This window comes from Streptomyces sp. JLBG701 (assembly GCF_058544905.1).
The window spans coordinates 3,924,743-3,945,362 of the sequence record NZ_CM178588.1 but is presented as its reverse complement, the minus strand read 5'-3'; the positions used below and the strand labels follow the sequence as shown (position 1 = coordinate 3,945,362).

The following is a 20,620-nucleotide window of genomic DNA, read 5'->3' as shown; positions in this document are numbered from 1 at the left end:
GGCGAGTGATCCGTCTCATCACGCGGGGTGCCGTCGGCGATCGTGAGACCCTTGAGGTCACATGACCGCCGACGGGAAGCCTTGCAGTGACCGCGACTGACCGCTCCATCGAGCTCATCACCACCGCCGCACAGGCGGCTGCCGACAAGCTCGCGCACGACATCATCGCCTACGACGTCAGCGATGTGCTGTCGATCACGGACGCCTTCCTGCTGGCGTCCGCTCCCAACGACCGTCAGGTCAAGTCGATCGTCGACGAGATCGAGGAGCGGCTCCAGAAGGAGCTCGGCATCAAGCCGGTGCGCCGCGAGGGCGACCGCGAGGCCCGCTGGGTCCTGCTCGACTACGTCGACATCGTCGTCCACGTCCAGCACAGCGAGGAGCGCGTCTTCTACGCCCTGGAGCGGCTGTGGAAGGACTGCCCCGAGCTGGAGCTGCCGGACGACGCCAAGGCCACCCGAGGCAAGGCCGCCGAGCACGCCAAGCTCAAGGCCGAGGAGGACGCCGCCGAGTTCGGAGAGCTTCGGTGACCGCCCCCGCGCAGGCCGGCAGCAAGCCGGGCCGGGGCCGCCGCGTCATCCTCTGGCGGCACGGCCAGACGTCCTGGAACGTGGAGAGCCGCTTCCAGGGCACCACGGACGTCGAGCTCACCGAGACCGGCGTCAACCAGGCCCGCCGCGCGGCCCGGCTGCTCGCCTCCCTGCAGCCGCACGCGATCGTCGCCTCGGACCTGCAGCGCGCCGCGAACACGGCCGCCGAGCTGGCCGTGCTCACCGGCCTGGACGTGACCCACGACGAGGCCCTGCGGGAGACCTACGCGGGCGTCTGGCAGGGACTGACGCACGAGGAGATCATCGCGCGCTACGGCGACGAGTACGCAGCGTGGAAGCGCGGTGAGCCGGTGCGCCGCGGCGGCGGCGAACTGGAGACCGAGGTCGCCGACCGTGCCGCCCCCGTCGTGCTGCGGCACGCCGAGAAGCTGCCCGATGACGGCACGCTCGTGGTGGTCAGCCACGGCGGCACGATCCGTACGACGATCGGTCGCCTCCTGGGTCTTGAGGCCCACAGCTGGGAGAGCCTCGGCGGCCTCTCCAACTGCTGCTGGTCCGTGCTCGGTGAGGGCGCCCGTGGCTGGCGCCTGCTGGAGCACAACGCCGGCACACTGCCCGAACCGGTGCTCGGCGACGACGACTGAGCGGCCTACCCGGGCCCTCGACCCGGATTTCACTTTCCGGCAGGTCGCAGGCTAAAGTTCTTCTTGTTCGCCCCCGCCGAGCGGGAAGAACGCGCGGGGCTATAGCTCAGTTGGTAGAGCGCCTGCATGGCATGCAGGAGGTCAGGAGTTCAATTCTCCTTAGCTCCACAGATCGACACTCTTGAGTTGTCAAAGATCGCTTGACGAAGATCCCGTCCCGCACAGGGGCGGGATTTTTTGTCACCTCATTCGCCAGGTCACCTCATTCGCCAGGCAGCCACGACTCCTTCCTCGGCGGCCACAACGTCTCCCGCCGCTCCCGCAGCACAGCCGTGCGCCGCACCGTCTCCTCGTCGTCCGGTGTGTAGACCACGATCCGGCACTCCGGCATCCCGTTGATCGACAGCGACACCGAGGTCATCCGCAGCTCGCCCACCTCCGCGTGCCGGAAGACCTTCACCCGCCGCCCCGGTTCCGCCACGTCACCGACCTCCCAGAGCCGGGCGAAGAGCGGGCTGGCCGCCGACAGCCTGCGTATGAAGCCCTCCCAGCCGGGCTCGCCGGCATGCACCCCGTAGGCCGCACGCAGGGTCGCCACCATCACCGGCAGCTCCTTCTCCCGGAACATCAGCGGGCAGTCCTCCTCCGGCACCGTGAACAGCTTCCACAGGGCGTTGGGCGGGTGCTTGGCCGGCCTCGGATCTCCGAAGAACAGGTCGCGGTAGACGGCGTTGGCGGCCAGGATGTCGAACCGCGAGTTGTAGACCACCGCCGGGCGCGGGCAGAGGGCGTCGATGATGCCCTGGATCTCCGGTCCCACCGTCTGCGCGAGCGCCTCAGGGACGGACGAGTACGGCACGTCGGCCAGGTGATAGAGGTGCTCCCGCTCGGGCGGGTCGAGCCGCAGCGTGCGTGCCACGGCGTCCAGGACCTGTGCGGACGCGTTGATCGGGCGGCCCTGTTCGAGCCACGTGTACCAGGTGACGCCGACGCCCGACAACTGGGCGACCTCCTCGCGGCGCAGCCCCGGTGTGCGGCGCCGTAAGCCCGGTGGCATGCCGACGTCGGCCGGTGTCACCCGGGCGCGCCTGCTGCGCAGAAAAGCGGCCAGCTCCGGTCGGCGGCGCTGTGTCATCCCCATCGTCATATCCCCCATGGTCGACGCAGGACTTGTCCCCTGCCAGGTGCTGGCAGTACCAGCATCAGCGGGCTCTCGGCACCCGTACCGGGGCGCCGTCACGCTCGACGGCATGACGACAACACCCCAGACGGGACCGGGTCCCACACCCGTTCCAAGTCCTGCGACCAGTAAAGCCCCCGCCACTGACAATCGGCCTCGGCTGCTGCTCGCCGTCGTGCTCGCGGCCCAGTTCATGGCACTGCTCGACGTCTTCATCGTGAACGTCGCGGCCCCCACCATCGGTTCCGAACTCCACGCCTCGGGTGCCGACTTGCAGCTGGTGATCGCCGGATACGCCATCACCTACTCGGTGCTGCTGATCACCGGCGCACGTCTCGGCGACCGCTTCGGCCACGGCCGGGTCCACCTCGCCGGGCTCGCCCTCTTCACCGCCGCCTCGCTCGCCTGCGGGCTGGCCCAGGGCTCCACCGAGCTGATCGTGTTCCGGCTGATCCAGGGCGCCGGCTCGGCGGTGATGATCCCGCAGGTCCTCAGCCTGATCCAGCGCACCTTCACCGGCGAGGCCCGGGTGCGGGCGTTCGGCGCCTACTCGGCGGTCATCGCCGTCGGCGCCGCGGCCGGGCAGATACTCGGCGGCGTCCTGGTCCACGCCGACCTCTTCGGTGCGGGCTGGCGGCCGGTGTTCCTGGTCAACGTGCCGGTGGGCGCCGTACTACTGGTCGTCGGCCGACGCGTGCTGCCGCGGGACGGTGCGGCCGGGCAGGCGCGCGGTCTCGATCTGCCGGGGCTGGTGCTCCTCGGCGCCGCCGTCTCGCTGTTCACCGTGCCGCTGGTGCTCGGACAGGAGGAGGACTGGCCGCTGTGGTCGTGGCTGTCACTGGCGGCGGCAGCGATCCTCTTCACCTCGTTCTGCCTGTACGAGTCCAGGCTCGCCCGGCACGGCGGCGCCCCGCTGATCGCACCCCGGGTGCTGCGCCATCCCGGCATGGGCCTGGCCGTCCTCCGCATTCTGGCCGTCATGGCCGTGAACGGAGGATTCCTGTTCGCGCTCACCCTGCACGTCCAGGGCGGCCTCGGCTACAGCGCGCTGCGCGCCGGCCTCACCTTCGCGCCCACCGCCGTGGTCTTCGGCCTCGTCGGTCTGACCTGGCGGAAGTGGCCCGCTTCCTGGCAACGCGCCCTGACCCCGGCCGGGTTCGTGCTGACCGCGCTGTCCGTGGCCGGCGTCGGCCTGGCGTTCAGGGGCGGTGACGAGGGCGGCGCCGGACTGTACGTCGCGTACGCCGGAGTGGGCGTCGGACTGGCGCTCGCCTTCAGCCCGACGCTCACGCGCGCGTTGGCCACCGTGCGGCAGGAGGACGCCGCGGACGCCAGCGGTCTGCTCGCGACGGTCACCCAGCTCGGGCAGCTGACCGGCGTCGCGGTGTTCGGCACACTGTTCTTGAACCGGCTTGAGTCACTTGGGGCCCCGGCGGCGTATACCTCTGCGGAGGCGCTTTTGTCGTGCATGTACGCGCTGGCCGGGACCGCTGTGGTGGGTGCCGTGTCCGGACTGGTACTAAGGCGTCGCTGACCGTATTGGTCCGGCCGTGGCAGAATCAAACGGCCGGAAGGGGGCGCGGCCCGACGGGAGGGAGTAGCGATGCCTGCGAGCATCCTCGGGGAGGTCGGCCACCTCCTCGAAGCAGCGTTGATACGGGACAGGGCCACCCGCCTCAGCTGCCCTTCCTGCGGTTCCGGCCATGTCGCCCAGGTCCTGGGCGACAACGGTGGAATTTCCTACGTGTGCACGGCCTGCGGCCACAGCTGGAGCTGATCGATGGGTGCACACAGGCGAAAGTGCGATTGGTGCGGCAGTGGTACGCCCATCGTCCGCGACATGGAACCGGTCAACCACGACTACCAGTACTGGTGCGAGGAATGCGCGCGGGCGCTGATCATAAAAGGCGACCCGATCGAGACGTACCGCGAGCTGGAGGGCGAGCCGATCTACGGCCGACTGCTTGAGGAGCACTGCACGCTCAAGCGGTTCTATTCGTTCGTCACGGCTTGACGCCGGCCGGGACTCCGCAGGGAGGTCCCGGCAAGCACAAGGAACAGGAGGGCGGCCCCTCCATAGAGGGCCGACAACGTCAACTCGACGCCGCTCTGCCGCAGTTCGTGCCGTCCCGAGCCGTGTGGCACCCACCACAGGGCGTACGAGCAGAAGACCAGCAGCGTGCCCACCGCGGCCGCCCTGGGGCCGCGTGTCCACAGAACCAGCACCGCCGGTACGCACCACACCCAGTGGTGCGACCACGACACCGGACTCACCAGCAGCGCCGTCATCGCACAGACGGCCACCGCCCAGGCCCGCCGCCCGCGCAGCTCCGCGGCGACCGCCACCGCAAGCCCTCCCAGCGCCACCAGGGCCGCCGCGACGGCCCACGGGACTCCTGGCTCCGGGGAGTGCAGCAGACGCGCGAGAACCCCGCGCAGCGCCTGATTGGCGGTGTCCTCGGTCTGCCCCACCCGTCCGGTCCGGAACACCATGCACGTCCAGAACCGCCAGGAGTCGTACGGCAGGACGGCCGCCGCGAGCAGCGTCGCCCCCGCGAACGCCACGGCCGCCCCGCGCGCGTGCCACAATCGGCGGCCCCCGGAACCGTCCTTGAAGTGCGCCACGACGCCGACGGCCAGCAGGAGCACCGCGAACAGCGCGGGCGTCAGCTTCACGGCCGCCGCGAGCCCGATGCCGACACCGGCCCAGCGGTCTCCCGGGCGCCGTGACAGATCCCACAGCACCAGGACGGCGAGCAGCAGGTTGACCTGTCCGTAGCGCAGTGTCGTCCACACGGGTTCGCACCACACGGCCGCCGCCGCGACCCACCAGACGCTCTCCACGCGCGTGTGCCCCACGAGCCGCAGTGAGAGCCGGACGAACGCCACGAGGAGAGCGAGGTTCCCGGCCGTCGCGAGCGTGCGCATGGTCGCCGTGTCGAGCAGCGTGAGCGGTGTGAACAGCAGGGCCGCGAACGGCGGGTACGTGGTGGGCAGTTGTGCCGCCGTCGTCCGCAGCGCGTACAGGTCGCCACGCGCGCGTACGGTCGCGCCCTCGGCCCGGTACACCATCAGGTCGATCATCGAGACGTGTGCGGCGCGCTGCGCGATCCAGAACGTCGTGAAGGAGAGCAGGCAGACTCCCAGCGCGGCCGGTGCACGACGGTGGACTCCGGAGAACGCGATCACGGTCACATAGGCCGACACTAGCGTCCGTATCCGTACAGAACGGAAACGATTTGGTGGTCCACCCTGTCGACCGTGTAATGTTGGCGTCGCCGCCAGGGCAACCAGGTGGAGCAGTATGAGGGGCTATAGCTCAGTTGGTAGAGCGCCTGCATGGCATGCAGGAGGTCAGGAGTTCAATTCTCCTTAGCTCCACAGACACATCCCGCCGGGTCGATTGCGAACTGGCGGGATCTTGGTTTTTCTGGGCCAAACCCCGGGCTTTCGGCGCCCGTTGGGGAAGCCGCACACAGGAGCGGGGCCGCACGTCGTCGGGCGGCCCCTCCAATGTCCGTTCTCAGCGCCCCAGGGCGCGGCGTCCGCGGTTCTGCGACAGGACCGGCAGGTTGCGCGCCGGTGCCTGCGCGCGCGTGTCCTCTTCGATGCGCAGGGCGAGCGCCGGGCAGCGGCGGACCGCGCGCAGAGCCTTCGCCTCCGCATAGCGGGGGACCGATGCCTGGGCGACGGTCGGGAAGCCGTCGGCGCCCAGTTCGAAGACCTCGGGGAGGATGTCGGCGCACAGGCCGTGGCCCCGGCACAGTGTCCAGTCGACGTAGATCTTCTGGCGGCTGGGGCCGTTCTCCTCGGTCTCGCCGCCGCCCGGGATGCCCGTGGGCATCCTGCCGCCCTCGAAGAGCGGCAGAACGCCCTCCACGGGCCTTCCGCAGCCGTTTCCGAGGACATGGGCGGCAAGGTCGTCGGTGAACGCCTTGACGGTCGACTCCAGGAACATCGCGGAGCCGTCCGGATGCGAGCACGCGCCGCGCCGCTTCACGTTCTTGGCGACCTGCTTGACGGCCTCCAGGGCGGCGGGGCCGCCGCCGTTGAGGATGTCCTCCAGGCCGCGCGCGGCGGCGGGCAGACCGAGGTAGCAGGGACCGCACTGTCCCGCGCTCTCCTCCGCCAGCCACTGCGCCACGCGCAGCGACTCGCCCAGCGGGCACGTCTCCTGGGTGATCGGCAGGATCGCGCCCGCGCCGAGCGCACCGCCCACCGCGTCCAGCGAATTGCGGGAGACGATCGCCTCGTTGACCGTCGCCGCGTCGATCCACTTGCCGTGGTAGCCGCCGGTGAGCACGCCCTGCGGGACGGGCGGAGCGCCGGCGAGCTGAAGGACGTAGCGCAGTGGCACGCCCGTCGGCACCTCGATCACCATCGGGCGGGCGACCGCCCCGGAGACCGTGAGCATGACGGTGCCCGGCTCGTCGTAGAGGCCGGTGTTGCCGTAGCGCTCCGGGCCGATGCGTGCGGCGATCGCCAGTTGGGCGTACGTCTCGGCGTTGGACAGGAGGGTGGGCGCGCCTCCGACGCCGTTCTGCGAGGCGCTGACCTTGCGGCCGGGCGGGATCGCCGGGCCGCCGTCGATGGACCGGATCAGCGACGCTGCCGCTCCGGTGACCATCCGTACGGGATTGCGCTGCACGCGCGCGCGTAGAGCCGATCTGCGTCCGTTGCTGAGGCCGCGTTCGGAGAGGGCGGCCTCCATGGAGCGCTGTGTCGACTCACGGGTCACACCGATGACCAGGGTGCGGGCGCCCAGGGCCTCCGCGGCCAGGAGGGCGCCGTCCAGGATCAGGTGCGGGGCACGGTTGATGAGCACCGTGTCCTTGCGACAGGCCGGTTCGTCCTCACTTCCGTTGACGACGACAACCGGCCGTACACCGCGCTTGATCGCCGCTTCGGCGACCGAACGCAGCTTCTTGTGGAAGGGGAAGCCCGCGCCGCCGCGGCCCTTCAGGTTGATGGCTTCGGACAGCTTCGCGAGCTGCTCGCCGCCCATGGGTTCGAGTGGCCCGTGCACCTTGAGGTGCATGGGCAGGTCAAGTCGTTCTACAAGGTCGAAGCCTGACGTGAGCTGGGGAAGTCCGACCACGCGGACTTCTGGGACGTCGGGCAGGGCCTCGTTCACTTAAAGCCTCCGGAAGGCGTGTTCCAAGGTTCGCCCGAACCCGGAGCCTCGAAGTCGTAGGAGGCACCGGGCGTTTGATCAGTGGCGGGACCGCTGTTGTACGTGTCGTTCGGGTTGTACGTGCCATAGAGGCCGTTCGACTCACCGGTGTCGTACACGTCACTCGTGCCGTACCCGCCCGCGCCCGAATTGCCATAGACCGGGATGTTGTATCCGGTGTCCTGGAGCGGGTCGTAGGCCGACGGAGGCGCCTCGCCGACCGGCGGCGGCAACGGGACCGGCCAGCTGCCGGTGCTGTCCACGCGCGGGAAGGCCTCCGTGGGCTGCGTGTTCATCGGCAGGTCCATGCGCGCGGTCTGGTCGACCTGGTACGGCTGCTGCTGCTCGCGCGGGGGTGTGACGGCCCGGTAGGCGGCGGCGAAGCCGTTCGCGGGCTCCGGGGCGGGCTGCTGCAGGGTGGACTCGTACTGCGGCATCGGCATCTGGGAGGGCGCCATGGGCTGCCGGGGCACGCCGTTGGCGTACGGCGCCCTTGCCGCCTGCTGGTTCTCGTAGCCCGGCAGCGCGGACTCGGAGGCCACCCGGGCCCGGCTCGCGTCCAGGTCCTCGCGGCCCGGCTTCTCCTCGGTGCCGAGGATCGCCATGATCTTGTCCGCGACCTTGCGCTTGACGGGGCGGGGCGACGCGCGCAGCGCCAGGGCCGCGATGACGCCGACCAGGCACAGGCTGTAGAGGATCGTGAAGATCGGCTTCGCCTGCCTGCCCGCGTACAGGCCGTGGATCAGGGCCGCGCACCAGGCCGGGTAGGCCAGCATGTGCATGGCCCGCCAGCGGGCCGCGACCTCCGCCGGGGAGGCGAACTGGCTGCGCAGTGCGCCGGTGATGCCCACGAAGATCATGAGCAGGCCGGCCAGGGAGCCGAGGCCGATCAGGCCGGCGGTTCCGGAGACGCCGAGCGAGAACGGGATCACGGCAGCGATGAGCGTTGTGTGGTCGAGTGCGATCTTGGTGGTGAGGTGCAGCAGCAGGAACGCGATTGAGGCGACCGCTGTCGACCTGTGCACTGCCTGCCCGATGATCCGCTGCCGCGCGGTGAGGAAGATCCGGTCCTGGGCGACCAGGCCCCAGATCACCGAGCAGCTGAGGCAGACGAGGGACAGGACGCCCGCGCCGAAGTTCAGGAAGTCACGGACCGTGTCACCTCCTACCAGCACGAACACGGGTATGAAGAGCAGGACGACAGCCGATGCCACCCCGTAGGCCGAGCGGCCTGGCTTGGGGAGCGAGCTGTTACTACGACGAGGGTTCATGGGGGCAACTCCGAGCAGTTTCGGGAAAGCGGTCCCGCGCCGAACTCTAAGTGGCTCCAAACTGGGCGGTACGCAGTTTGAGTTATTGCGTTGTTATCTACGGGCCATGAGGGGCCTGTGTTGCCCCTTAGGGGCTGTTACGCCGGGTAATAATTGAACTTTGTTCAGCTTTTCTGAATCTTCACAATCGGCTTCGGGGCGTCAGTGTGCCTTACGGAAGCGCGTCGCGGCTCGCTCAACGGCTGCGGTACCCTGACGCCATGCGTGCCGTACGCCTTCTGCTTAGCGAGCCGCGCTGATGAGCCCTCACCGCTGACGAGTCGCGGTGGGAATCGGCGCGGCGTCCCCTCCTGTGCGAGGGGCTTTTTCATTTCCCAAGCCGCTGGCAGAGACGATCGATGGAGCTTTGAGGACCATGAGCGAGACGAACCCCGCTGCCGCCGCCGAGGCGGCCGCGCCGCACCGCTACACCGCGGCCATGGCCGCGGACATCGAGGCACGCTGGCAGGACTTCTGGGACACCGACGGCACGTACGCGGCGCCGAACCCCAAGGGCGACCTGGCCGGTGACCCCGAGCTGGTCGCCAAGCCCAAGAAGTTCATCATGGACATGTTCCCGTACCCCTCCGGTACGGGCCTGCACGTCGGCCACCCCCTGGGCTACATCGCCACCGACGTGTTCGCCCGGTTCCAGCGGATGACCGGTCACAACGTCCTGCACACCCTGGGCTTCGACGCCTTCGGCCTGCCCGCCGAGCAGCACGCCGTGGCGACGGGCGAGCACCCCCGCGTGACCACCGAAGCCGCCATCAACAACATGAAGTCCCAGCTGCGCCGGCTGGGCCTGGGCCATGACAAGCGCCGGTCGTTCGCCACGATCGACCCGGACTACTACAAGTGGACCCAGTGGATCTTCCTGCAGATCTTCAACTCCTGGTACGACGTCGAGGCCGGCAAGGCCCGCCCGATCTCCGAGCTGATCGCCCAGTTCGAGACCGGTGAGCGCGCCGTACCGGGGCACACGCGCGCGTGGCACGAGCTGAGCGCCGTCGAGCGCGCCGACGTCCTGGGCGACTTCCGCCTGGCGTACGCCTCCGACGCGCCCGTCAACTGGTGCCCCGGCCTGGGCACCGTGCTGGCCAATGAGGAGGTAACCGCCGACGGTCGTTCCGAGCGCGGCAACTTCCCCGTCTTCAAGGCCAAGCTGCGTCAGTGGAACATGCGCATCACCGCCTACGCCGACCGGCTGCTGGACGACCTGGACGCGCTGGACTGGCCCGAGGCCATCAAGCTGCAGCAGCGCAACTGGATCGGCCGCTCCGAGGGCGCCCGCGTCGACTTCCCGATCGACGGCGAGAACATCACCGTCTTCACCACGCGCCCGGACACCCTGTTCGGCGCGACCTACATGGTGCTGGCCCCCGAGCACCCGCTGGTCGAGAAGTTCACCCCGGGCGCCTGGCCCGAGGGCACCCACGATGTGTGGACCGGCGGTCACGCGACGCCGTCCGAGGCCGTCGCCGCGTACCGCGCGCAGGCCGCCTCGAAGTCCGACGTCGAGCGGCAGGCCGAGGCCAAGGACAAGACCGGTGTCTTCATCGGCGCGTACGCGACCAACCCGGTCAACGGCGACCGGATCCCCGTCTTCATCGCCGACTACGTGCTGATGGGCTACGGCACCGGCGCGATCATGGCCGTCCCGGCGGGTGACCAGCGCGACTTCGAGTTCGCGCGCGCCTTCGAGCTGCCGATCCACTGCATCGTCGAGCCGACCGACGGTCGCGGCACCGACACGTCGACGTGGGAGAACGCCTTCGGGTCGTATGACGCGAAGATCATCAACTCCTCCAACGACGACATCTCGCTGGACGGCCTGGCCGTCGCCGAGGCCAAGGCGCGCGTCACCGAGTGGATGGCCCGCAAGGGCATCGGCGAGGGCACGGTCAACTTCCGCCTGCGCGACTGGCTGTTCAGCCGCCAGCGCTACTGGGGCGAGCCCTTCCCGATCGTCTACGACGAGGACGGCGTCGCCCACGCCCTGCCCGAATCGATGCTGCCTCTGGAGCTGCCGGAGGTCGAGGACTACTCGCCGCGCACCTTCGACCCGGACGACGCCGACACCCGGCCCGAGACGCCGCTGTCGCGCAACGAGGAATGGGTCGACGTCACGCTGGACCTGGGAGACGGGCCCAAGAAGTACCGGCGTGAGACCAACACCATGCCCAACTGGGCCGGTTCCTGCTGGTACGAGCTGCGCTACCTGGACCCGCACAACTCCGAGAAGCTGGTCGACCCGGAGATCGAGCGCTACTGGATGGGCCCGCGCGAGGGCCAGCCGCACGGCGGAGTCGACCTGTACGTCGGCGGCGCCGAGCACGCCGTACTGCACCTGCTGTACGCGCGCTTCTGGTCCAAGGTCCTGTACGACCTGGGGCACGTCTCCTCGGCCGAGCCGTTCCACAAGCTGTTCAACCAGGGCATGATCCAGGCATACGTCTACCGGGACGCCCGCGGCTTCCCGGTGGCGGCCGCCGAGGTCGAGGAGAGGGACGGAAGGTTCTTCTTCGCCGGCGAGCAGGTCAAGCGCGAGCTGGGCAAGATGGGCAAGTCCCTGAAGAACGCCGTCACTCCGGACGAGATCGCCGCCGAGTACGGTGCCGACACGCTGCGCCTGTACGAGATGGCGATGGGCCCCCTGGACGTCTCGCGTCCGTGGGACACCCGCGCGGTCGTCGGCCAGTACCGGCTGCTGCAGCGCCTGTGGCGGAACGTCGTCGACGAGGCGACCGGCGAGGTCACCGTCGTCGAGGCCGAGCCAGGCGAGGACACGCTGCGTGCCCTGCACAAGGCGATCGACGGCGTGCGCCAGGACCTGGAGGGCCTGCGGTTCAACACGGCCATCGCCAAGGTCACCGAGCTGAACAACCACCTGACCAAGGCGGGCGGCCCGCTGTGCCGCTCCGTCGCCGAGCCGCTGGTGCTGCTGATCGCGCCGCTGGCCCCGCACATCGCCGAGGAGCTGTGGCGCAAGCTGGGCCACACCGACTCGGTGGTCCACCGGGACTTCCCGGTCGCCGACCCGGCGTACGCCGTGGACGAGAGCGTGACCTGCGTCGTACAGATCAAGGGCAAGGTCAAGGCACGTCTGGAGGTGTCGCCGTCCATCTCCGACGAGGAGCTGGAGAAGGTGGCGCTGGGTGACGAGAGGGTCGTGGCGGCGCTGGACGGCGCCGGGATCCGCAAGGTGATCGTGCGGGCGCCGAAGCTGGTGAACATCGTCACGGCGTAGGTGTTGGGCTGAGTCAAGGCGCTGTTGCCGGGCTTGTGCTCCCGGGGGCGTGGTGCCGGCTCGGGGTAGTCCCCTACGGGCAGGTTCGGGGTTCTTGTGGAACTCCGGGCCTGCCCGTTGCGTTTACCGTTGAAGAGCGCCGCGGTCTGTCGTGGCCGGTTCGAGGAGGAGCGTCGTGGAAGCAGTGATCGCAGTTGTCGCCCTGCTTTTCGTGCTCTTCATGGCGCTCGGCGCGTACGCCACGGTGAAGGTGGTCGGGGCGGCCAAGCGCGGTGTGGACCGCACGATCACGCAGGCTCGTCGCACGGTCGAGGAGCACACACTTCGGGCCAAGTCCTTCGCCCAGCCCGGCCCGGCGGGCGAGCTGGCCCAGCTGCGGCTCGCGCTGCGCACGTCGATGCGCGCCACGCAGGACGCGCTGCACGCGGGCGTGGCCGAGGACGAGTCGCTCAAGGAGTCCCTCGGCCTCTTCCGACGGCTCAGCGCGCACGGGCACGAACTGGACGGTGAGCTCAAGCGCCTGGAGTCCGAGCCGGACCGGGCGAGACTCGCCGAGCGGCTGCCCGGGCTGCGCGAGCGCACCGAGCGCATCACACAGTCCGCGGACTCACTGCGCTGGGCGGCCCGTGACCGCGCCCGCCGCTTCGCCGACTACGACCTGGACTCGCTGGGCGCCCAGATCGACATGGAGGCAGGCGCCCTGCGGCACTGGACGACGCCGGACCACACAACGGCGCCGCCCCCGTGGCCCGAGGCCCCGGCCGCCGACGCCACGACGGCCCACCAGACATGGCCGGAGACCCCGACGTCACGCACGGCCGATGAGCCGACCCGCCCCGCGATCACCCCGCCGGGCCGGCGCCCCGCCTACCCCTGGCAGAAGAAGACCCGCCCCGAGAGCACCACTTGATCCGGTCGGCCCCGTCCCAGGTGAGAGGGGCCGGGCTGCCGTCCGGGCGCTACGGCAGGTAACCTCCAGCTCATGTCCCGCCATGTCGCGATCGTCACCGATTCAACGGCCTACCTGCCGCCGCGGACGATGGAGCGCCACGGCATCACAGCGGTGCCCCTGACCGTGGTCCTGGGTGACCGCGCACTCGAAGAGGGCACCGAGATCTCGGCCCGCGCCCTGGCCCACGCCCTCCAGAAGCGGCGCCCCGTCACCACCTCACGCCCCAGCCCCCAGCTCTTCGCGGAGACCTACCGCCGCGTCGCCGAATCCGGCGCCACCGGCATCGTCTCCCTGCACCTCTCCTCCGAGCTCTCTGGCACCTACGACGCGGCGGTCGTCGCGGCACGTGAGGCTCCGGTGCCGGTGCGGGTGGTGGACACGGGGATGATCGCGATGGCCCTCGGCTTCTGCGCGCTCGCCGCGGCCGAGACGGCGGAGGCGGGCGGCACCCTGGACGAGGCCGTCACGGCCGCGGAGAAACGGGCCGCGGGCACGTCCGCGTACTTCTATGTCGACACCCTCGACTATCTCCGCCGCGGCGGCCGGATCGGCGCGGCGCAGGCCCTGCTCGGTTCCGCGCTCGCCGTGAAGCCGCTGCTGAAACTGGACGGCGGCCGCATCGAACTCCTGGAGAAGGTACGGACGGCGTCGAAGGCGATCGCCCGCCTCGAGGAGATCGTGGCCGACCGGGCGGGCAGCGCCGCGGTCGACATCGCCGTCCACCATCTCGCCGCGCCCGACCGGGCGTCGGCCCTCGCGGACCGACTGCGGGTACGGGTGCCCGGGTTGGCCGACCTGCATGTCAGCGAGGTCGGGGCGGTGATCGGGGCGCACACCGGGCCAGGGCTGTTGGGGGCCGTGGTTTCGCCGCGATGACGGGCTGTTGGGGTCGGGTCGTCGCGGGCTGTAGCTCGTGTGGGTGACGGAGTTATCCACAACTGGGCGGTAGTCCCCGGGAATTGAGCAAGATCATCGCGGATGTGCCGGTGTGCCCGATCCTCGTCGCATGGCACTTCGATCACGCTCACGCACAGGTACCGCTACCAGTGGCCCGGGCCGGGCCCCCGAGTCCGACGGGCGCGCCCGTCATCGCCGCCCGCCCGGTCGGGGCCGGATCCGTCATCGTCCTACGTCGGCGTCGAGCTTGGCGTCGGCGGAAGAGCTCCGGAGGCGTGCGGAAGTGCTCTTCGCTGAACGCGCCGGGGAATGGCGGGAGTCGGGGGCGGGGCCGCCGGGAGGGGAGCGGTCTGAGGGCGACGCTGTGGGGGAGTTGGTGGACGCCGCAGGGCAGTTGGAGGGCACCGCCGAAGAGGGGGAGAGGGCTGCCGAGGAGATCGCTGGGGCGTATCCCGTGCGCAGGGGGAGGGCTGGGCCGGTCTTGGGGCGGGGTGGTCCGCGCATGGCTGCGAGTGCGGGCACGGACACGGACGTTGGTGGCGGGCGCGGTGTCGACGTAGGCACGGACACGGGCGTCGGTGGCGGTCTTGGCCTCGGTGTCGGCGTAGGCACAGGCGTCGGTGGCGGACTCGGCCTTGATGTCGGCGTAGGCACAAGCACTGGCGTTGGTGACGGCCTCGGTGCCAGTGGTGTCGGCTTGGGGGCCGGCGGCGGTGTTGTCGCTGGAGGGCCCCGTGCAGGGTCCGGCCGGGTGGCCGGTGTCTGGCGGGGGCGGGTCGCGTTGGCTCTGCGGGAGCGGATGCCGGTGTGGTTGCAGGTGAGGTGTGGTCTGGAGCGGAGAAGCGTGTTCGCGCTCACGGTGCTGCTCGTCGTCGCCGCCGTCTTCGCGGCCCAGCACTTCTGGACGGGACGGACCCAGTCAGTCCAGGCACCGGAGGTGGTGCGGGCGGCGGCTCAGTCCGGGGAACGTGGGAAGAGCGCGGAGGCCGAGCCGGGTGTCGCCGCGAGTGCGCCAGGTGTCGCGGGCGCGGCCACCGAGATTGTCGTGGACGTCAGCGGCAAGGTCCGCGAACCCGGGATTCATCGCCTCCCGACGGGTTCGCGAGTCGCCGACGCGCTGCGGGCGGCGGGCGGGGTGCGGCCCGGTACGAGCACCGAGGGACTCAATCGGGCCCGCTTCCTCGTGGACGGGGAACAGGTGATCGTCGGCGGTCCTGCCCCGGCGACGGGGACCGGTCCGGTCGGGACGATCGGCGGTGGAACGGCCGGCTCCGTGCCGGGAGCCGCACCCGCGGCGCCGGTCTCGCTCAACACCGCCACCGTGGACCAACTCGACACGCTGCCGGGCGTCGGCCCCGTGCTGGCGCAGCACATCATGGCCTACCGCACCGAGCACGGCGGCTTCCGCTCGGTGGACGAGTTGCGCCAGGTCAACGGTATCGGCGAGCGACGCTTCGCCGATCTTCGGAATCTCGTACGGCCATGAGTCACGCCACCGACGAGTCGGCCGAGCGCTCGACTCCCGAGGGGCAGGCCCGCGTCCGCCGAGCCGTGCACGCCGCCTCCGGGACACGGCTGGGAGCCGCGAACCCCCGACAGGAAGGACCGACGGATCTCCGCCTGGTATCGCCGGCACTCGCGGCCTGGATCACAGCGGCGCTGACGCTGGACGCCCCATCGGGATGGGCCACGGCTGTCGCGGCGATCTGCCTGACCGCGGCGGGCGTACTCCTGCTGACGCGCCGACGCGGAGAGGCAGGGCGCGTCGAACGGGGACGGGCGCGTGCTCCGGGGTGCTCCGAGGCAGGGTGCACGTGTGCTGCGGGGGGTCCTGGGTCTGGGCACACGTGTGCCGCAAGTGGTCCCGGGCCTGGGCAGATGTGTGCCCCGGGATGTTCAGAACCAGAGCAGTCGTGTGCCCCAGGGCGCCCGTCAGCGCGGCCGGCACCGGCCCGTCCCGCCTGGATCACCTGGCCCCGTGCCTCTGTCGCCGCTGTGCTCCTCTGCGTCGCCGCTGCCGCCGTCTCCGCCGGGCTGCACGGTGCGGATCTGCGGCGTGGGCCCGTGCCCGAGTTGGCGCGGCAGTACGCCACCGTGACCGCGGAGGTCGAGGTCGGATCCGATCCCCGGCTCACCCGGCCGCGGGTCAGAGGGGATCACGCGGCTCCGGTCTCGGTGCTGATCGAGGCCGAGGTGCGACGCGTCGAGGAGGTGGGCGGGTCAGTGGTGGCGACGCGGGCGCCGGTGCTGGTGATCGTCGATGTGGGCGCGGGGAGCGAGGAGTTCGCCGCGCGGCGCTCCGACGGTGGGCCGGAGCGTTCGCCGTGGCTCGGGCTGCTGCCGTCCACGCGGCTGCGTGTGACGGCGCGGCTGGCACCCCCGACGGTGGGCGGCGACCGGAACGCGGCCGTGCTGCGCGTACGGAATCAGGAGGCACCGCAGGTCGTGGGCGAGCCGTCGGGGCCGCAGAGGTTCGCCGGTCGGCTGCGTGCCGGGCTGCGTGAGGCGACCGACGGACTGGCGGCGGACGCGCGGGCGCTGTTGCCGGGGCTGGTGGTGGGAGACACCGCACGGATCACCCCGGAACTCGACGAGGCGTTCAAGGAGACGGATCTTGCCCACACCCTGGCCGTGTCCGGCAGCAACCTCACGATCATCCTCGCTCTGCTGATCGGGCCGCCCGGCCTCGCTCAGCAGGTCGAGCGTCGAGGCCTCGCCCCTCGGCTCGGTATCTCCCTGCGCACGACCGCCCTGCTCGGCGGGGCGCTCACGCTCGGCTTCGTCATCGTGTGCCGGCCCGACCCCAGCGTGTTGCGGGCCGCGGCCTGCGGAGCCGTCGCGTTGCTCGCCCTCGCGACCGGACGCCGGAGATCCCTGATCCCGGCGCTGGCGACGGCCGTACTGCTGCTGGTGCTGTACGACCCGTGGCTGGCCCGGAGTTACGGTTTCCTGCTGTCCGTCCTGGCCACCGGAGCCCTACTCACGCTCGCGCCACGCTGGAGCAGAGCGCTGCAACGGCGCGGCGTGCGCCCGCGGTTGGCCGAAGGGCTGGCCGCCGCTGCCGCGGCCCAGGCCCTGTGCGCGCCGGTCGTCGCGGTGCTGTCGGCGCGGGTGAGCCTCGTGGCGGTGCCCTGCAATCTGCTCGCGGAATTCGCGGTCGCGCCGGCCACGATGCTGGGCTTCGCGGCGCTGGCCGTGGCGCCGGTGGCGATGCCGGTGGCCAAAGGGCTGGCCTGGCTCGCGAGTTGGCCCGCGGGATGGATCGCGGACGTCGCCCGTACCGGGGCGGCGCTGCCCGGCGGAGGTGTGGACTGGCCGGGCAGTTGGACCGGGGCACTGCTGCTCGCGCTCGTCACGGCGGGCGTAGTGCTCGCCGGGCGGTGGCTGCTGAGACATCCCTGGTGGTGCGCCGCCTGCGGAGTGCTGCTCGTCCTGGTGGTCGTACAGCCGCCGCCGCTGACCAGGGTGATCACGGGCTGGCCGCCGCCCGGGTGGCGGTTCGCGATGTGCGACGTGGGACAGGGTGACGCGACGGTGCTCGCGGCCGGGGAGGCCACGGGCGTGGTCGTGGACGCCGGTCCGGATCCGAGGCTCGTCGACCGGTGTCTGCGCGAGCTCGGCATCACGAGGATCCCGCTCGTCGTCCTGACCCACTTCCACGCCGACCATGTGGCGGGGCTGCCCGGTGTGCTGCGGGGGCGTTCGGTGGGCGCTATCGAGACGACCGGGCTGGAAGAGCCCGCGGACCAGGCCGAGTTCGTCCACAAGGAGGCTGCCGCCCGGCGGATTCCCGTGACACGTGCGGTCGCCGGGGAACAGCGGCGCACCGGAGCCCTGTCCTGGGAGGTGCTCTGGCCGCAGTCCGCCCCCGCACCGGATCCCGAAGGTCCCAACGACGCCAGCGTCACGCTGCTCGTCCGGACGGGTGGCTTGCGGATCCTGTTGCTCGGAGACCTCGAACCTCCTGCCCAGCAGGCGTTGTTGAGGTCGCCGGCGGCCGGGCGGCTGGCAGCCGTGGACGTGCTCAAGGTCGCTCACCATGGATCCGCCTATCAGGATCCGGACCTCATACGCGTGGTGGCTCCGCGGCTGGCGCTGATATCCCTGGGCGCGGACAACCCGTACGGGCATCCCGCTCCGAGGACGGTCGCCGCGCTGCGGGCCGGGGGCGCGGTGGTGCTGCGGACGGATCAGGACGGGGCGCTGGCGGTCGTCGGCGCGGGCAGGGAGCTGCGGGTGGCGAGAGACTGAGGGCATGAATTCCGCACAGGTCGATGCCCGTCTGCTGGATGCGTATCTGAGCCGCCTGGGGGTCGAACACCCGGCGTGGCCGACCGTCGACGTTCTGCGCGAGCTGCATCTGCGTCACTTGCAGACCGTGCCGTTCGAGAACCTGTCGATCCACCTCGGCGAGGAGATCGTGCTGGAGGACAAGCGGCTGCTGGACAAGGTGGTGGGGGCGCGGAGGGGAGGGTTCTGTTACGAACTGAACGGTGCGTTCGGGGTGTTGCTCACCGCCCTCGGCTTCGACGTCACGTTCCTGGCGGGGCGGGTGTACGGGGACGAGGGGCGGCTCGGGATCCCGTACGACCATCTCGCGCTGCGGGTCGGGACGATGGACGGGGGCGAGTGGCTGGCCGACGTCGGGTTCGGGGCGCACAGCCACTACCCGCTGGCGTTCGAGGAGAGGGGCGAGCAGGAGGATCCCGGAGGCACGTTCCGGATCGTCGAGGCGGGGCAGGACGCCGCCGGGGTGCGGGGCGCTTCCGGCTCGGTGGAGGGCGCGGACCTGGATGTCGTGCGCGACGGCCGACCGGAGTATCGCCTGGAGGTGCGGCCCCGGGTACTCGGTGACTTCGTGGCCGGGGCCTGGTGGCACAGGACGTCGCCGGCGTCGCATTTCACGCGGTCGCTGGTGTGTTCACGGGTGACGGAGGACGGAGGGAGGATCACGCTCAGCGGGCGGAGTCTCACGGTGACGGCCGCCGACGGGACGCGTGAGGTGCGCGACCTGGCGAAGGACGAGGAGGTGCTGGCGGTGTACCGGGAGCGGTTCGGGATCGAACTCGACGCCGTGCCGACGGTGGCCTCCGCCGCCGATCTCGCCTCCGCCTCCGCCTCCACCTCCACCTCTACCTCCACCTCTGGCTCTGCGTCCGCGTCCCCGTCTGCGGACGGTGCGTCCAAGGGCTGACCTGTGTTCCTGACCTGCGTTCCTGGCCTCGGCCCAGGTGCCGGAAAATGGCTCCGTGAGCGATGTGAGACATGTGCTGGTGCTGCCCGACCGCGATGCCGCGGAAGAGGTGGCGGAGGCGCTCCGGGAGCGGTTCGGGGTCAGCGAGGAGCCCCGGCTCGTCCGGGACGCGCTGGCCGGCGAGGACGATGCCGAGGACGCGCAGTGGCTGGTGGTGCTGCGGGACGAGGACGGGCGGCTGGATCCCGCGGAGCTGGACGAGTTCGCGGGGGAGTGGGAGGGCTGGCGTGAGGAGCCGTAGCGCTCCGCTGGGTTGAGCCGGGAGCTGCGGGTGGCGTGAGCCGCGGTGCCATGAGCTTGCGTGTTCACTGCGGGCCGGTGGGGGCTGGTCGCGCAGTTCCCCGCGCCCCTCGGGGGCACCCCGCTCGGTCCCCATTGTCAGTGGTGCGTGCCATGCTTTACGCAATGGCCAGGAAGACTGCAAATGACGACCCTCTCGCCCCGGTGACCCTTGCCGTGGGCCAGGAGGACCTCCTGCTCGACCGTGCCGTGCAGGAGGTGGTGGCCGCCGCCAAGGCCGCCGACGCCGACACGGACGTACGTGACCTGACCTCGGACCAGCTGCAGCCCGGCACGCTCGCCGAGTTGACCAGCCCGTCGCTCTTCTCGGAGCGCAAGGTCGTGGTCGTACGCAACGCGCAGGATCTGTCGGCCGACACCGTCAAGGATGTGAAGGGGTATCTCGGGGCGCCTGCCGAGGAGATCACGCTTGTGCTGCTGCACGCGGGTGGGGCCAAGGGCAAGGGGCTGCTCGATGCCGCGCGCAAGGTGGGGGCGCGGGAGGTGGCCTGTCCGAAGATGACCAAGCCGGCGGACCGGCTGGCCTTCGTGCGGAGCGAGTTCCGGGCGACGGGGAGGTCCGCCACCCCCGAGGCGTGTCAGGCCCTGGTCGACTCGATCGGGAGCGATCTGCGGGAGCTGGCGTCCGCGGTGTCCCAGCTGGTCGCGGACGTCGAGGGGACCATCGACGAGGCCGTCGTCGGGCGGTACTACACGGGGCGGGCCGAGGCGTCGAGCTTCACCGTCGCCGACCGGGCCGTGGAAGGCCGGGCGGCGGAGGCGCTGGAGGCGTTGCGGTGGTCGCTGGCGACCGGGGTGGCGCCGGTGCTGATCACCAGTGCGCTGGCACAGGGAGTGCGGGCGATCGGGAAGCTGTCTTCGGCCCGCGGTGGGCGGCCGGCCGATCTCGCGCGGGAGCTGGGGATGCCGCCCTGGAAGATCGATCGGGTGCGGCAGCAGATGCGGGGCTGGACACCGGACGGCGTCGCTGTGGCGCTGCGGGCGGTGGCCGAGGCGGACGCGGGAGTGAAGGGCGGGGGGGATGACCCCGGATACGCCCTGGAGAAGGCGGTCGTGACGATCGCGCGAGCGGCGCGGTCCGGGGGACGGGGGTAAGGGCAGGGCTGCAC

At 70.9% G+C, this 20,620-nt stretch carries 18 protein-coding genes and 2 tRNA genes; 15 read left to right on the top strand and 5 right to left on the bottom strand.

Annotated elements, in window-relative coordinates; genetic code table 11:
* The first annotated feature begins 86 nt into the window (after positions 1-86).
* From rsfS to AC5DRG_RS18090, 3 genes are all read left to right on the top strand, one after another.
* The gene (gene rsfS, locus AC5DRG_RS18100; RefSeq protein WP_491811574.1) at positions 87-530 is read left to right on the top strand and encodes a ribosome silencing factor; all 444 of its coding nucleotides are present in this window, start codon (positions 87-89) and stop codon (positions 528-530) included.
* Positions 527-1,195 carry a histidine phosphatase family protein gene (locus tag AC5DRG_RS18095; protein ID WP_491811573.1) on the top strand — a complete coding sequence of 223 codons (669 nt, stop codon included), beginning with the start codon at positions 527-529 and terminating at the stop codon, positions 1,193-1,195. Before rsfS ends, AC5DRG_RS18095 begins: the two co-directional genes overlap by 4 nt.
* A 95-nt stretch (positions 1,196-1,290) precedes the next feature.
* Positions 1,291-1,363: transfer RNA gene (locus AC5DRG_RS18090), tRNA-Ala, on the top strand.
* A gap of 94 nt (positions 1,364-1,457) precedes the next feature.
* Here the strand turns inward: AC5DRG_RS18090 and AC5DRG_RS18085 are convergent.
* Complete coding sequence (locus tag AC5DRG_RS18085) at positions 1,458-2,336, bottom strand: helix-turn-helix transcriptional regulator (RefSeq protein WP_491813070.1); 879 nt, start codon at positions 2,334-2,336, stop codon at positions 1,458-1,460.
* 214 nt (positions 2,337-2,550) lie between these two features.
* Between AC5DRG_RS18085 and AC5DRG_RS18080 the strand changes: the two genes are divergently transcribed.
* The 3 genes from AC5DRG_RS18080 (at position 2,551) to AC5DRG_RS18070 (ending at position 4,389) form a co-directional block, all read left to right on the top strand.
* Entirely contained in the window at positions 2,551-3,909 is a 1,359-nt protein-coding gene (locus AC5DRG_RS18080; protein WP_491811572.1) for an MFS transporter, read from the top strand.
* A 69-nt stretch (positions 3,910-3,978) separates the two neighbouring features.
* On the top strand, positions 3,979-4,152 hold the full coding sequence (locus AC5DRG_RS18075; RefSeq protein ID WP_491811571.1) for a hypothetical protein: 174 nt from the start codon (positions 3,979-3,981) through the stop codon (positions 4,150-4,152).
* A gap of 3 nt (positions 4,153-4,155) precedes the next feature.
* Positions 4,156-4,389 carry a hypothetical protein gene (locus AC5DRG_RS18070; protein WP_044472114.1) on the top strand — a complete coding sequence of 78 codons (234 nt, stop codon included), beginning with the start codon at positions 4,156-4,158 and terminating at the stop codon, positions 4,387-4,389.
* Here AC5DRG_RS18070 and AC5DRG_RS18065 read toward each other — a convergent pair.
* Positions 4,368-5,570 (bottom strand): glycosyltransferase 87 family protein, encoded by a 1,203-nt coding sequence (locus AC5DRG_RS18065; RefSeq protein WP_491811569.1) that lies wholly within the window; start codon positions 5,568-5,570, stop codon positions 4,368-4,370. The two genes, AC5DRG_RS18070 and AC5DRG_RS18065, sit on opposite strands and share 22 nt — an antisense overlap.
* A 113-nt stretch (positions 5,571-5,683) precedes the next feature.
* Between AC5DRG_RS18065 and AC5DRG_RS18060 the strand changes: the two genes are divergently transcribed.
* Positions 5,684-5,756 (top strand) — tRNA-Ala (locus AC5DRG_RS18060).
* Positions 5,757-5,898: 142 nt separating this feature from the next.
* Here the strand turns inward: AC5DRG_RS18060 and AC5DRG_RS18055 are convergent.
* Together AC5DRG_RS18055 and AC5DRG_RS18050 are read right to left on the bottom strand one after the other, a co-directional pair.
* Positions 5,899-7,509: an NADH-ubiquinone oxidoreductase-F iron-sulfur binding region domain-containing protein gene (locus AC5DRG_RS18055; protein ID WP_491811568.1), complete on the bottom strand. Its 1,611-nt coding sequence runs from the start codon at positions 7,507-7,509 to the stop codon at positions 5,899-5,901.
* Complete coding sequence (locus AC5DRG_RS18050; RefSeq protein ID WP_491811567.1) at positions 7,506-8,819, bottom strand: ferric reductase-like transmembrane domain-containing protein; 1,314 nt, start codon at positions 8,817-8,819, stop codon at positions 7,506-7,508. Before AC5DRG_RS18050 ends, AC5DRG_RS18055 begins: the two co-directional genes overlap by 4 nt.
* A 415-nt stretch (positions 8,820-9,234) precedes the next feature.
* On the opposite strand from AC5DRG_RS18050, the gene leuS reads away from it, so the two are divergent.
* The 3 genes from leuS (at position 9,235) to AC5DRG_RS18035 (ending at position 13,936) form a co-directional block, all read left to right on the top strand.
* Positions 9,235-12,108, top strand: coding sequence for a leucine--tRNA ligase (leuS, locus tag AC5DRG_RS18045; protein ID WP_491811566.1), 2,874 nt, complete (start codon positions 9,235-9,237; stop codon positions 12,106-12,108).
* Between the two features lie 175 nt (positions 12,109-12,283).
* A complete protein-coding gene (locus tag AC5DRG_RS18040; protein ID WP_491811565.1) occupies positions 12,284-13,018 on the top strand; it encodes a hypothetical protein in 735 nt (244 codons plus the stop codon).
* A gap of 72 nt (positions 13,019-13,090) precedes the next feature.
* Positions 13,091-13,936: a DegV family protein gene (locus AC5DRG_RS18035; protein WP_491811564.1), complete on the top strand. Its 846-nt coding sequence runs from the start codon at positions 13,091-13,093 to the stop codon at positions 13,934-13,936.
* A gap of 148 nt (positions 13,937-14,084) precedes the next feature.
* On the opposite strand, the gene AC5DRG_RS18030 is transcribed toward AC5DRG_RS18035, so the two are convergent.
* Positions 14,085-14,855 carry a hypothetical protein gene (locus AC5DRG_RS18030; protein ID WP_491813405.1) on the bottom strand — a complete coding sequence of 257 codons (771 nt, stop codon included), beginning with the start codon at positions 14,853-14,855 and terminating at the stop codon, positions 14,085-14,087.
* Here AC5DRG_RS18030 and AC5DRG_RS18025 point away from each other — a divergent pair.
* The 5 genes from AC5DRG_RS18025 (at position 14,739) to holA (ending at position 20,606) form a co-directional block, all read left to right on the top strand.
* Entirely contained in the window at positions 14,739-15,443 is a 705-nt protein-coding gene (locus AC5DRG_RS18025; protein ID WP_491813069.1) for a ComEA family DNA-binding protein, read from the top strand. The genes AC5DRG_RS18030 and AC5DRG_RS18025 overlap by 117 nt on opposite strands.
* Complete coding sequence (locus AC5DRG_RS18020; RefSeq protein WP_491811563.1) at positions 15,440-18,208, top strand: ComEC/Rec2 family competence protein; 2,769 nt, start codon at positions 15,440-15,442, stop codon at positions 18,206-18,208. Before AC5DRG_RS18025 ends, AC5DRG_RS18020 begins: the two co-directional genes overlap by 4 nt.
* A 4-nt stretch (positions 18,209-18,212) precedes the next feature.
* On the top strand, positions 18,213-19,151 hold the full coding sequence (locus AC5DRG_RS18015; protein ID WP_491811562.1) for an arylamine N-acetyltransferase family protein: 939 nt from the start codon (positions 18,213-18,215) through the stop codon (positions 19,149-19,151).
* Positions 19,152-19,206: 55 nt separating this feature from the next.
* Positions 19,207-19,452: a hypothetical protein gene (locus AC5DRG_RS18010; protein WP_491811561.1), complete on the top strand. Its 246-nt coding sequence runs from the start codon at positions 19,207-19,209 to the stop codon at positions 19,450-19,452.
* A 164-nt stretch (positions 19,453-19,616) separates the two neighbouring features.
* Complete coding sequence (holA, locus tag AC5DRG_RS18005) at positions 19,617-20,606, top strand: DNA polymerase III subunit delta (RefSeq protein WP_491811560.1); 990 nt, start codon at positions 19,617-19,619, stop codon at positions 20,604-20,606.
* Positions 20,607-20,620 lie beyond the last annotated feature (14 nt).

Excerpts from the sequence above, each read along its gene's own strand:
- AC5DRG_RS18085 (WP_491813070.1), bottom strand. The coding sequence starts at position 2,336 with ATGGGGATGACACAGCGCCGCCGACCGGAGCTGGCCGCTTTTCTGCGC.
- AC5DRG_RS18075 (WP_491811571.1), top strand. The coding sequence starts at position 3,979 with ATGCCTGCGAGCATCCTCGGGGAGGTCGGCCACCTCCTCGAAGCAGCG.
- AC5DRG_RS18070 (WP_044472114.1), top strand. The coding sequence starts at position 4,156 with ATGGGTGCACACAGGCGAAAGTGCGATTGGTGCGGCAGTGGTACGCCC.
- AC5DRG_RS18050 (WP_491811567.1), bottom strand. The coding sequence starts at position 8,819 with ATGAACCCTCGTCGTAGTAACAGCTCGCTCCCCAAGCCAGGCCGCTCG.
- leuS (WP_491811566.1), top strand. The coding sequence starts at position 9,235 with ATGAGCGAGACGAACCCCGCTGCCGCCGCCGAGGCGGCCGCGCCGCAC.
- AC5DRG_RS18035 (WP_491811564.1), top strand. The coding sequence starts at position 13,091 with ATGTCCCGCCATGTCGCGATCGTCACCGATTCAACGGCCTACCTGCCG.
- AC5DRG_RS18020 (WP_491811563.1), top strand. The coding sequence starts at position 15,440 with ATGAGTCACGCCACCGACGAGTCGGCCGAGCGCTCGACTCCCGAGGGG.
- AC5DRG_RS18015 (WP_491811562.1), top strand. The coding sequence starts at position 18,213 with ATGAATTCCGCACAGGTCGATGCCCGTCTGCTGGATGCGTATCTGAGC.
- holA (WP_491811560.1), top strand. The coding sequence starts at position 19,617 with ATGGCCAGGAAGACTGCAAATGACGACCCTCTCGCCCCGGTGACCCTT.